Raw genomic sequence first — 11,785 nt, 5'->3', positions numbered from 1 at the left:
CGCCCGCCCGCCGGCGTACACGTGGGGACCGCGGTCCCGCTGCGCGTACGCGACGTGGACACCGACCAGATCATCCCGGCACGCTTCTGCACCAACACCGGGCGGACCGGCTTCGCCGACGGCCTGTTCGCCGACCGGCGGGCCGACGACTCCGGCTTCGTCCTCGACGACCCCCGCCACCGCGGCGCCAGCGTGATCGTCGCCGCCGAGAACTTCGGCACCGGCTCCTCGCGCGAGGCCGCCGTCTGGGCGCTGGCCGAACACGGCATCCGCGTGGTCCTCTCACCCCGGTTCGGGGACATCTTCCGCGCCAACGCCTGGTTCAACGGGCTGTACGCCGTCACCGTGCCGCAGAGTTTCGTCGACGCCGTCTGGCGGGCCGTCGACGCCGACCCGGCCACCGAGGTCCGCGTGGACCTGGCGGACCTCACCGTCACCGTCGCGGGAATCGTCCAGCCCTTCGCGCTCGACGCCGACACCCAGATCCGGCTGCTGCGCGGCCAGGACGCCATCGGCGCCACGCTCCACCACGAGGACGACGTGCGCGCGTACGAGGCGCGCCGGGCCCCCACCCCGACGACCACGGCCCGCTTCCCGGCGGCCGGTCCCCGCCGTGCGCGGCGGTCCCACTCCGCCCAGGAGGCGCCCATGTCACCCGAGGACCGCGTCCACGCCCTGTACCGCCGCATCGACGAGGGCGACTTCGCCGGCTTCGCGGCCCTCTTCCACGAGGACGCCGTCTACCACCGGCCCGGCAGCCCCGCGCTGGTCGGCCGCGACGCCATCGAGGCGTACTACCGCGACGAGCGCACCGTCGCCGACGGCACGCACACGCTCTCCCGGGTCCTCCTGAGCGACGGCGCCCTGGCGGTCGACGGCGCCTTCAGCGGCCACCTCAGCGACGGCCGGGAGCAGGCCCACCGGTTCGCCGAGATCTTCGAGTTCGGCCCGGACGGGCTGTTCACGCGCCGCGACTCCTTCCTGTTCGTCCTCAACTTCTGATCACCCACCGCTGTCGACGCACCCCGGAGGACCACCAGATGACCGTCAGCAGTGCCGCACCCGCACCCGCTCACGCCGCCGGCGCGACCTCGCCGGGCGAGTCCGGCATCGGGAAGGCGGAGATAGGCGACTTCACCCCGCACATGGTGACGCTGCGGTGGACCGAGGACGACGGCTGGACCGTGCCCCGGCTCGGCCCGCACGAGAACCTGTCCGTCTCCCCGGCGACCGCCGCGCTCAACTACGGCCAGTCCATCATCGAAGGGCTCAAGGCGCACCGCCAGCCCGACGGCTCCTTCGCCGTGTTCCGGCCCCGCGACCACGCCCGCCGCTTCCGGAGCTCGGCCCGCCGCCTGGCCATGCCCGAGCTGCCCGACGACCTCTTCGTCGAGGCCCTGGACCGGCTCGTCGAGGCGAACACCGACGTCGTCCCGGACCGCCCCGGGTACAGCCTGTACCTGCGGCCGTACATGTTCGCCTCCGAGGCCAACGTGGTGCCGCGCCCCGCCCGCGAGTACACCGTCGTCGTCATCTCCTTCCTGATCGGCAGCTACTTCGGGGACAGCCCCGACGGCGTCTCCGCGTGGGTCTGCCGCGACTACGCCCGTGCCTTCCCCGGCGGGACGGGAAGCGCCAAGACACCCGGCAACTACGCGCCCACCATGCCCGCCCAGCTCGCCGCCGGCCGGGCCGGCTGCCAGCAGGTGGTGTGGCTGGACGCGGTGGAGCGCCGCTGGGTGGAGGAGATGGGCAGCGCCAACCTGTTCTTCGTCCGCGGCAGCGGCGACGACCTCACCGTCGTCACCCCGCCGCTGAACGGCAACTTCCTGCCCGGCATCACCCGCGACTCGGTCATCGCCGTCGCCACCGAACTCGGCCTCCGCGTCAGTGAGGAGCCCGTGGCCCTCGACGCATGGCGCGAGGGGTGCGCGTCGGGACTGATCACCGAGACGTTCGGGTGCGGCACGGCCGCCGTCGTCACGGCCGTCGGACGCGTCCGCGACGGCGACCGCGAGTGGACCGTCGGAGACGGCACTACCGGGCCCGTCACCAGCGCCGTCAAGGAACGGCTGCTCGCCCACCACCACGGCCTGATCCCCGACGTCCACGGCTGGCGGCACGCCACGACGACGGGGGCACGGCGATGACCACGACCACCACCTCGCTCAGTCCGGCGCGCGTCGACGCGGCCCGGCTGCTGGACACCCTGGAGCGGCTGCGCGCCATCGGGGCGACCGGCGACGGCGGCGTGACGCGCCGCGCCTTCACCCACGAGGACGTCAAGGGACAGGAGTTCGTGGCCGGGCTGATGCGCGAGGCCGGACTCACGGTCCACGTGGACGCCGCCGCCAACCTCGTCGGCACGCGTCCGGGCCGCGACCCGGACGCCCCGACGCTGCTGCTCGGCTCCCATCTCGACACCGTCCCCGGCGGCGGCGCCTACGACGGGGCGTACGGCGTCCTCGCGGCCGTCGAGGTCGCCCGCACGCTGCACGAACGCGGCACCCCGCTCGACCGGCCGCTGACGGTGATGGCGTTCAGCAACGAGGAGGGCACCACCGGCACCCCCGCCATGTTCGGCTCCCGCGCCGTCGCCGGCTGCCTCGCCCCCGGCGAACTGGAACTGCGCGTCGCCGGGGAGGACCGCCCGCTCGCCCAGGTCCTGGACGCCGCCGGAGGTGACAGCCTGCGCGTCGACGACGTCCGCCGGAGCGCGGGCTCCGTCGCCGCCTACCTCGAACTGCACATAGAACAGGGGCCGGTGCTCATCGGCTCCGGCGCCGAGATCGGCATCGTCGAGGGCATCTCCGGGCGCCTCACCGCCGAGGTCACCGTCCGGGGCCAGGCCAATCACGCGGGCACCACCCCCATGGCCGACCGCCACGACGCGCTGCTCGCCGCGGCCCGGATCACCGTCGGCGTCCCCGGACTCACCGGCACCGACGGCGTGGTCAGGGTCGCCACCGTCGGCGACTGCCAGGTCTCACCCGGCGCGTGGAACGTCGTCCCGGGTGGGGCCACGCTCGTCGTCGACCTGCGCGACATGTCCGAGGACAACCTGGAGGCCGGCCTCGACCGGCTGCGGGTCCTGGGCGAAGAGGCCGCCCGGGCCACCGGAACCTGCGTCGACGTCGCCGAGGTGCAACGGGTGAGCCCCACCCCCTGCGACCCGGACCGGCGGGACACCGTGCGCCGCGCCACCGACGCCCTCGGCCTGTCCAGCGTCACCCTGCCCAGCGGGGCCGGACACGACGCCCAGTGGATGGCCCGCATCGCCCCCACCGGCATGATCTTCGTGCCCAGCGAGGAGGGCGCGAGCCACGTCCCCTACGAACGCACCGCGCCCGCCGACCTCGTCCGGGGCGCCGACGTCCTGCTCGGCTGCGCCCTCCTGGAGGGAACGACGTCATGACCACCGCGACCCGGCAGCCCGCCCACCCCATCCAGCGGGGCATGTGGCTGGCCTCCCAACTCGACCCGATCGGCTCCGAGTTCACCGTCTCCACCGCCGTACGCCTGACCGGCCCCCTGGACCGGAGCGCACTGCGCGCCGCACTCGGCGACGTACTCGCCGAACAACCCCTGCTGCGCTCCCGTTTCGCACGCTACGGCCACAACGGTCTCTCCCTGGTGGCCGATCCGGACCTCGCCGCCCCACTGGCGGAGACCGACCTCGGCACCCTGCCCGCGACCGCCGCCGAGGACACCGCGCGGGACCGCGTCGCCGCCGCCGCACGCGTCCCCTTCGACCTGGAGAACGGCCCCCTGCTGCGCGCCATGCTGGTACGCCTCGGTCCCGAGGACCACATCGTCGCACTCCACCTGCACCACGCCGTCTGCGACGGCGACTCCGTGCAGATCCTGTACGACGCCTGGAGCCGCGCCTACGCGCACCGCACCGGCGCCGGCCCGTCCCCGGCGACGCAACCGCCCCCGCGGCCGTTCCCGTACGACGACACCCCCGACTACTTCCGCCACGCCACGGTCTCCGAGCAGGAACACGCCGAAGGACTCGCCTACTGGAGCCGTCGCCTCGACGGCGCGCAGCCCCTGGCGCTGCCCCTGACCGGTACCCCCGGTCGCACGGACCGCGACGGGGCCGGACACCGCTTCGCGCTGTCCGCGTCCCTGGTCCGGCGGGTCGACGCGTACGCCCGCGAGGCGCACACCACGCGCTACGCCGTCCTGCTCACCGCGTACGCCGCCCTGCTCGCGCGGCTGTGCCGCACCGAGGAGGTCACCGTCGGCACGACCGCGTCCACCCGGCTGACCGAGGAAGCGCGCCAGGCCGTCGGCCCCCTGTTCAACACCCTCGCCCTGCGCACCGGCGTCCGGGCGGACCTCACCTTCCGGGACGCCACGGACACGGTGACCGACACCGTGCTCGATGCCTTCGAGCACGTACGGGTGCCGTTCGAGGACGTCCTGGACACCGTGCGCACCGCCGCCTCCTCGGGGCTGCGCAACCCGCTGTTCAACGTGTTCTTCGAACTCGACCACGACACGGCGCCCGCCTTGCGCCTGCCCGGCTGCGCGGCGACCGCGTTCCCCTTCCCCGACCACGCGCCGAAGACCGACCTGATGCTCGTGCTGAGGCCCGACGCCGAGGGCCTGACCGGCGAGTTCACCTACCGCACCGCCGTCTGCGACGCCACCGGCGCCCGCGCGCTGGCCGAAGGCTTCACCGCGCTGCTCGACAGCGCCCTCGCGACGCCCGACACCCCCCTCACGGACCTGCCCGTCATGCCGGAGCACCGCCGCGCCGAGGTGCTGGAGCGGTTCGCCCACGGAGGCAGCGCGCCGTTCGAGGACCGGTGCGCGCACCGGCTCTTCGAAGAACAGGTCCGCCGCACCCCCGAGGCCGTGGCCGTACGCGAACTCGGCGAGGGGACGCGTACGTTGACGTACGCGGAGCTGAACGGCCGGGCCAACCGACTGGCCCGCTACCTGGTGGACCAGGGCGTGGCCGCGCACGACCGCGTCGCGCTGCTCCTGCGCCGCTCGCCGGACCTCGTCGTCGCCTGCCTCGCCGTGTGGAAGGCCGGCGCCGCGTACGTACCGCTCGACCCGGCCTTCCCCGACCCCCGGCTGGCCTTCGTCGTCGAGGACACCGACGCGCGTCTGGTCGTCACCGAGTCGGCCCTGGCAGGACGGGCCGCGGCCCTCGGCGGCGACGTGGTCGTGCTCGACGAGGCGTGGCCCGCCGTCGCCGTGCACGCCGAGAGCGACCTGCCCGGGGGGCCGGACGCCGGCGCGCTCGCGTACGTCATCCACACCTCCGGCTCGACCGGCAGGCCCAAGGGCGTGCTCGTGGAGCACCGCGGCCTCGCCAACTTCCTCGCCTGGTGCGTGAGCCGGTACGCGGCCGAGGGCGACGGCGGTGCCCCGCTCTTCTCCTCCATGGCCTTCGACATGGTGGTGCCCGACCTGTACACCCCCCTGCTCACCGGCCAGTCCGTCGCCCTGGCCCCGGACGGTCTTCCGCCGGACCGCCTCGGCGAGGTCCTCGCGGGCGGAGCCCCCTACAGTTTCATCAAGCTGACCCCGGGCCATCTGGAACTGCTCACCGCCCAGCTCACCCCCGCGCAGGCCCGCGGCCTGGCCCGGCTGCTCGTCGTCGGCGCCGACGCGTTCCCGCCCGCGGCCCTCGCCGCCTGGCGCGCGCTCGCCCCCGACATACCGCTGCTCAACGAGTACGGGCCGACCGAGGCGACCGTGGCCAACAGCGCGTACGAGATACCGCCCCCCGCCGCCCCGGGAGCGTGCGAGGCCGAGGCACCGGCCACCCTGCCCATCGGACGGCCCATCCCCAACACGACGCTGTACGTCCTGGACGGTGACGGGGCACCCGTGCCACCCGGTGTCGTCGGCGAGATCCACATCGGCGGGGCCTGCGTCGCCCGCGGCTACGCGAACCGGCCCGCTGCCACGGCCGAGCGGTTCGTCGACGACCCGTACGGCCCGCCCGGCGCACGGCTCTACCGCACCGGCGACCTCGGCCGCTGGCTGCCCGACGGGCAGGCGGAGTTCCTCGGCAGGTCCGACCACCAGGTCAAGATCAACGGTTACCGGGTCGAGCCGGGCGAGGTCGAGGCCGCCCTCGTCGCGGCCCCCGGCGTCCGCCAAGCCCTCGTGGTCACCGCCGACACGCCCGCCGGCGCCCCCGCCCTGGTCGCGCATGTCGTGCCGGAGCCGGGCAGTGCCTTCGACGCCGCCGCCCTGCGCGCCGAACTCGCCCGCACCCTGCCCGCGCATCTCGTGCCCGCCCGGATCCTGGAGCTCGCAGCAATTCCGCTCAACGCCAACGGCAAGGTCGACCGGGCGGCCCTGCCCGAGCCGGAGTGGGGCGGCGGGGCCACCGGCGCGCCCCGGGGTCCGCGCACGCCCGCCGAGGAAGCCGTCACCCGGGCGTGGGCGGAGGTCCTGGGCCTCGCCCCCGACGCGTTCGGCCCGGACGACAACTTCTTCGGCCTCGGCGGCAACTCCCTGCTCGTCCTGACCGTGGTCGCCCGCCTGCGCGGCCTGCTCGGCGCCCAGCTCACCTTCGCCCGCTTCCTCCAGGACCCGACGGTCGCCGGGATCGCCGCCGCGCTCGGCGAGACCGCACAGCCGTCCGGCGGCGGCCGCAGCCTGGCGCCGCTCGCCCCCGACGGCGACGGCGTGCCCACGGTGTTCGTCCACCCCCTGGGCGGCACGGTCTTCTGCTACCGCCACCTCGTCGAGATCCTGCGCGGCGAGGGACCGTTGTACGGGCTCACCCTCGGGGCCCTGCGCGGCGAGGACCCCGACGGCGACGACCGCCTGGAGGACACCGCCGCCCGCTACGCCGCGGAGATCCACGACACCGTGTCCGGTCCGGTCAACGTGGTCGGCTGGTCGGCGGGCGCGGTCACCGCGTTCGAGACCGCCCGGCAGCTCCGCGCGCTCGGCGGGGACGTCGCCCACCTGGTGCTGCTCGACCCTTCCACCCCGCACGAGAACACCCGCTGGCGCGGCTATGTACGCCAACTTCGCCGCATCCGGACCAGGTTGGGTCTGGCCGACGACGAGGAGCGGGAGGCGGAGTTCCAGGCGGTGCTGCGCGGCGACCTGTTCCAGGCCATGGGCATCGACCCCGCCACCTGCCGCGACTACTCGCTCTTCCCCCAGGACGTGCTGCTCATCTGGCAGCGCCAGCTCGAAACACTCGGAGGTTACGAAGTCGGCTTCTACGACGGCCCGATGACCGTCCTGACCTCCCAGGAGAAGGACGGCGACGACCAGATCCTCCTCGTGGCGCAGTGGCAGGAGCACGCCGGGGGACCGGTCAAGCACATCCAGGTGGGCGGCGACCACCTGGGAATGATGCAACTGCCCGCCGCGGCCTCCTCGGCGGCGGCGCTGCGGGAACTGATCGCCCGGGGAGGGAAGGCACGCGATGACCACGCACACTGACAGGACCGCCGGCACGGACGCCGAACAGATCATCGGCGAGTTCTACTCCGAGTTCCCTTACCCCTGGCACGCCACCCGTCTCACCGCACCCGACGACCCGTCTCTCCATCCAGCCCTGCTCGCACAGGAGCTGGGTGACTTCACCCACCGGCGCCTCCCGCGTGACGCCCGCGTATGGGTGCCCGGCTGCGGCGTCAACCAGGCGCTGATCGTCGCCCTGCGCTTCCCCGCCGCCGAGGTCGTCGGCAGCGACGTCTCCACGGACTCCCTGGACCTGTGCCGCACCGCACGCGACCAGATCGGCGTGACCAACCTGAGCCTGCGCGAGGAGGGCATAAGCGACGCCCCGTACCGGGAGGAGTTCGACTACGTCGTGTGCACCGGGGTGATCCACCACCACCCCGACCCCGGGATGCTCCTCGCCCGCCTCGCCGCCGCCCTGAAACCGACCGGCGTCCTGGAACTCATGGTCTACAACGCCTACCACCGGCGCGAGATCACCGCGTTCCAGGAGGCCATGCGGCTGCTCGGACGCGAACAGGACCTCTGGTTCGCCCGCCGCGTCGCCGGCTCCCTCACCCGCGACAGCGAACTCACCCGCCAGCTGCGCGCCGACCTCGGGGAGCCGGAGGAGCAGTTCGCGGACAGCTGGCTCAACCCCTGCGAGCGCAACTTCACCGTCCGTACCCTGCACGAGACGGCACGCACGGCCGGGCTCGCCCTGGAGGCACCCTGCGCCAGCCCGCTCGCCACCGGCCTCGACCTGTACGACTGGCGGGTGCCCTCCGGCGACCAGCAACTCAGCCGCCAGGCCGACAGGTTGACCGAGGTGGAGCGCTGGCAGGTCACCCAGGCGCTGAGCGTCGACCGCAGTCCGCTGCTGTGGTTCTACCTGCGCCGCACGGACAACCCGTGGCCCGCCCTGCGCGAGTCGGACCGCGACGAGGCGTTCCTGGACACCGCGTTCGTCCCCGTGACGACGAGCGAGCGGGTGTGGGTGATGGGGCGCGCGGGCGGCTACCAGCCGCTGGACGCCCCCCAGCCACTGGTCGCCGGCCCCGCGCCGGTCGTGCCGTGGCTGCCGGACGTGGCGGACGGCGAACGCACGGTCCGTGAGCTGCTCACCGACCGCGGCGGAGTGCCGGACCGCGACGAACTGCGCGACCTGCGCATCCGGCTCACCACCCCGGCGTTCCCGCACCTGCGGGCCGTGTCGGTCCCGTCGGGAGCGTAGGCGTCCGCGGACGGGAGGCAAGGGGGTGGGCCCCACACCGACCGGTGTGGGGCCCACCCCCTTGCCCTTCCTCACCCCTTCCTCCCGCTCAGGCGGGGGCCATCTGGCTCACGGGCGCCGGGCGGGGGAGCCCCAGCAGGTCGAGCGCCGCATCCGGAGCGTCGGCGACCTTGACGATGGAACGCTCCCGGGGCGTGAAGAAACCTTCCTCGCACATACGGTCCAGCATCGATATCAGCGGCTGGAAGAATTCCCGGACATTGACGAGGACAACCGGCTTTTGGTGATATCCCAACTGGTTCCAGGTAGCCACCTCCATCAGCTCGTCGAGCGTGCCGAATCCACCCGGCAGCACCAGGAACGCGTCCGACAGCCGGTACATCAGCGCCTTGCGCTCGTGCATGCTGGGCACCACGAAGATCTCGCCGCACGCCTCGACCGCCCGCTCGCGCTCGTGCAGCGCGTGCGGGATCACCCCGGTCACCTTGGCTCCGGACCGGTGCGCGGCCTGGGAGACGGCGCCCATGACGCCGGCGCCGCCCGCACCGTAGACCAGATCGGCACCACGGAGCCCGAGCCCCTCGCCGAGCGCGGTCGCCATCTCCACGTAGTGCGGCGTACGGCCGCCGCGCGAACCGCAGAGCACGCCGATGCGCCGCGAGCTCGATGTGGGAAAAGCCATGTCGAATTCCCTTCCTGGGACGGTGGTCGGGTTCTCTTCGGCAGGCTAGAGGAATTCTCCGGGAATCTCGCCGCGCACCGGCGTATTTCCACCCGAGGGGGAGGATTCCGCGTCGTCCGGTCGTTTCCACACAGTGAAATATATATTTCAGGTCGGCCGAAAGCCCTGATCCTGGCGCGAGCAGGTGGGCGCAAATCGCCCCAGAACGGCGCTAATGTGACCGTGCTCCGAAGGTGCGGCCTTGCACCCGATGGCATCCCGGCGCAGTATTGAAAGATGTCTTTCACATCGCGAGCGAACTCCGTTGCCGGTCCCGGACGGGTCCCGATCACTGATGTGCGCGTCCTGGGCGCCTTCGCGCACCCCCTGCGCCTCCGCCTGCTGCACCACCTCATGCGCAAGGGACCGGACACCGCGAGCCGCTGCGCGGAGGCGGTCGACGACTCGGCCTCCAACTGCAGCTACCACCTCCGCCTGCTCCACCGCTACGGACTGGTGGAGCGCGTCGAGGCGGAGGACGGCTCCGACGCCCGTGACCGGCCGTGGCGCGCGGTCGCCACCGGATTCGACTTCCTGCCGGACGGCCAGGGCCCCGAGTCGCTCGCCGCCCACTCGGCGGTCGTCGGGGCCGAGCTGAGCGAACTCACCCGTCTCGTGCGGCACTTCCTCGCCGACTTCGGCTCACTGGAGGAGCCGTGGCAGCGAGCGGCGGTGTTCGACTCCTACGCACTCGCCCTCACGCCGGACGAACTCCTCCACCTGACCTCGGTGATCGACCTGCTGGTACGCCCGTACATCATCGCCAACCGCCGTGACGTGCCGCCCGACGCGGCCGAGATCAGCTTCAGCGTCCAGGCGTTCCGCCGGCCCAAGGAGCAGAGTTGACCCCCGTACTCCGCCGGAAGAAGCCCGCCGGGTCCACAGGTTCTGCCGGGTCCGTCCGGAACCCCGCGAACTCCCCGATACGCAACCCGCGCTTCCGCACCTTATGGGCGGCCGGGCTGCTCGACGACACGATCGACTGGATGCTGGTCACCGCCATCCCGATCTTCGTCTACCGCATGACCGAGTCGGCGATGACGACCTCCCTCGCCTTCCTGATCGAACTCGCCCCGGGCGTCCTCGTCGGCTCCCTCGCCGGGATCGCCGCGGACCGGTACGACCGCAAGAAGCTGCTGCTCGTCTGCACGCTGCTGCACGCGGCCCTGGCGGCCCTGCTCCTTCCGGTCACCTCCGGCGACCAGCTGTGGCTCGTCTACGCGGTGATCGCGGGGCGCGCGGTGTGCGCGCAGTTCGTCCTGACGTCGAAGAACGCGCTGCTGCCCGACCTCGTGGAGCCCGGGCAGAGCGCGGCGGCCAGCAACCTGGTCGTCCTGAACTCCAACCTCGGCCGCCTGGGCGGCAGTCTGCTCGGCGGCATCGTGGTCGCCGGGGGACTGCGCCCGGTGGCGGCGGGCTCGGTCATCGGCCTGCTGCTGACGGCCGGGGTGGTCAGCCGGATCCGTCGGCCCGACCGCGCGCCGGTCAGGCCCGGGTCGGAGGCGGCCACGACAGGGAGTGCGCCGGCCGGACCGATGGCCACGTCGGCGTCCGCGGGCTCGGCGGCCGACGAGAGGGCCCAGCGCGCCGAGGCGGCCGACCTTGCGGCTGCCGCGGGCCCCGGCCGGATGTTCCGGCACTGGCGCGAAGGCGTCGCGGTGATCACCGACGACCGCCGCCTGCGCGTGTCCTTCCTCGCGGCCATCCTGTGCGCCGTGGGCCAGGGCCTGTTCGTCGTCCTGTTCGTCGTCTTCGTCGCCACCACCCTGCACGGCACCGACGCCGAGATCGGCCTGCTGCGCAGCATCCAGGGCATCGGCGGCATCGCGGGCGGCCTGGCACTGGGCTTCCTGGGCACCCGCGTGCACCCGAGGCCGCTGATCACCTGGGGAGCGCTGTCCTTCTCCGGACTGGCGCTGCTGATCTGGAACGCGCCGATGGTCACGACCGCCTTCGGCGTGTACGTCGCACTGTTCGCCGTGGTGGGTCTGCCCGGTGGCGTCTACTACGCCGGGGTGCTCGGGATGGTCCAGCAGCGGGTCCCCGCCGACCACCTGGGCCGGGCCCTCGGCTCCTTCTACACCGTGTCCAACGGCGCGCAGGCCATCGGCATGGCCCTCGCGGGCCTGCTCGCCGACCGCCTGGGCCCGGTACCGCTGCTGAACGCGCAGGCCGTGCTCTACCTGGCCGCCGGCCTGATGGCCCTGCTCGTGCTGGGCGCCCGCAACACCCCGGAGACCCCGGCGACCGCGACGCCCCCCGCCCCCGCGCAGGCACCACCGCTGCCCGACCCCCACGGATAGCACCGCGGCCCCCGCGCCGGCGCCCCGCCCGCCGGGCGGCGGGGCGCGTGCGCTGCGGGGGAGAGCATCAGGGCGCTCTCCGAGTACCTC

Annotated in this window: 8 protein-coding genes and 1 pseudogene; 8 read left to right on the top strand and 1 reads right to left on the bottom strand. The window is 73.4% G+C overall.

The window, feature by feature from the left end:
- Positions 1-21: 21 nt before the first annotated feature.
- From leuD to ACZ3KP_RS37665, 6 genes and pseudogenes are all read left to right on the top strand, one after another.
- Positions 22-564 (top strand): annotated as a pseudogene (leuD, locus tag ACZ3KP_RS37690) (3-isopropylmalate dehydratase small subunit); the annotation flags it as partial.
- An 84-nt stretch (positions 565-648) separates the two neighbouring features.
- On the top strand, positions 649-1,002 hold the full coding sequence (locus ACZ3KP_RS37685) for a nuclear transport factor 2 family protein (RefSeq protein WP_467505386.1): 354 nt from the start codon (positions 649-651) through the stop codon (positions 1,000-1,002).
- Positions 1,003-1,040: 38 nt separating this feature from the next.
- Positions 1,041-2,150, top strand: coding sequence for a branched-chain amino acid aminotransferase (locus ACZ3KP_RS37680; protein ID WP_467505263.1), 1,110 nt, complete (start codon positions 1,041-1,043; stop codon positions 2,148-2,150).
- Entirely contained in the window at positions 2,147-3,415 is a 1,269-nt protein-coding gene (locus tag ACZ3KP_RS37675) for a M20 family metallo-hydrolase (RefSeq protein WP_467505261.1), read from the top strand. The genes ACZ3KP_RS37680 and ACZ3KP_RS37675 overlap by 4 nt, the downstream gene beginning before the upstream one ends.
- Positions 3,412-7,437, top strand: coding sequence for a non-ribosomal peptide synthetase (locus ACZ3KP_RS37670; protein ID WP_467505259.1), 4,026 nt, complete (start codon positions 3,412-3,414; stop codon positions 7,435-7,437). The genes ACZ3KP_RS37675 and ACZ3KP_RS37670 overlap by 4 nt, the downstream gene beginning before the upstream one ends.
- Complete coding sequence (locus ACZ3KP_RS37665; RefSeq protein WP_467505257.1) at positions 7,421-8,671, top strand: class I SAM-dependent methyltransferase; 1,251 nt, start codon at positions 7,421-7,423, stop codon at positions 8,669-8,671. The genes ACZ3KP_RS37670 and ACZ3KP_RS37665 overlap by 17 nt, the downstream gene beginning before the upstream one ends.
- Before the next feature lie 88 nt (positions 8,672-8,759).
- On the opposite strand, the gene ACZ3KP_RS37660 is transcribed toward ACZ3KP_RS37665, so the two are convergent.
- On the bottom strand, positions 8,760-9,353 hold the full coding sequence (locus ACZ3KP_RS37660) for an LOG family protein (protein ID WP_467505255.1): 594 nt from the start codon (positions 9,351-9,353) through the stop codon (positions 8,760-8,762).
- Positions 9,354-9,629: 276 nt separating this feature from the next.
- Between ACZ3KP_RS37660 and ACZ3KP_RS37655 the strand changes: the two genes are divergently transcribed.
- Together ACZ3KP_RS37655 and ACZ3KP_RS37650 are read left to right on the top strand one after the other, a co-directional pair.
- Entirely contained in the window at positions 9,630-10,238 is a 609-nt protein-coding gene (locus tag ACZ3KP_RS37655; RefSeq protein ID WP_467505253.1) for a helix-turn-helix domain-containing protein, read from the top strand.
- Positions 10,235-11,695, top strand: coding sequence for an MFS transporter (locus ACZ3KP_RS37650; protein ID WP_467505251.1), 1,461 nt, complete (start codon positions 10,235-10,237; stop codon positions 11,693-11,695). Before ACZ3KP_RS37655 ends, ACZ3KP_RS37650 begins: the two co-directional genes overlap by 4 nt.
- The last annotated feature ends 90 nt before the right edge of the window (positions 11,696-11,785 follow it).

Source organism: Streptomyces sp. NPDC020958 (assembly GCF_055562175.1).
Note: the sequence above shows the minus strand (reverse complement) of the source record. Positions and strands in the feature narration are given on the sequence as shown.

Excerpts from the sequence above, each read along its gene's own strand:
- ACZ3KP_RS37685 (WP_467505386.1), top strand. The coding sequence starts at position 649 with ATGTCACCCGAGGACCGCGTCCACGCCCTGTACCGCCGCATCGACGAG.
- ACZ3KP_RS37680 (WP_467505263.1), top strand. The coding sequence starts at position 1,041 with ATGACCGTCAGCAGTGCCGCACCCGCACCCGCTCACGCCGCCGGCGCG.
- ACZ3KP_RS37675 (WP_467505261.1), top strand. The coding sequence starts at position 2,147 with ATGACCACGACCACCACCTCGCTCAGTCCGGCGCGCGTCGACGCGGCC.
- ACZ3KP_RS37670 (WP_467505259.1), top strand. The coding sequence starts at position 3,412 with ATGACCACCGCGACCCGGCAGCCCGCCCACCCCATCCAGCGGGGCATG.
- ACZ3KP_RS37665 (WP_467505257.1), top strand. The coding sequence starts at position 7,421 with ATGACCACGCACACTGACAGGACCGCCGGCACGGACGCCGAACAGATC.
- ACZ3KP_RS37660 (WP_467505255.1), bottom strand. The coding sequence starts at position 9,353 with ATGGCTTTTCCCACATCGAGCTCGCGGCGCATCGGCGTGCTCTGCGGT.
- ACZ3KP_RS37655 (WP_467505253.1), top strand. The coding sequence starts at position 9,630 with ATGTCTTTCACATCGCGAGCGAACTCCGTTGCCGGTCCCGGACGGGTC.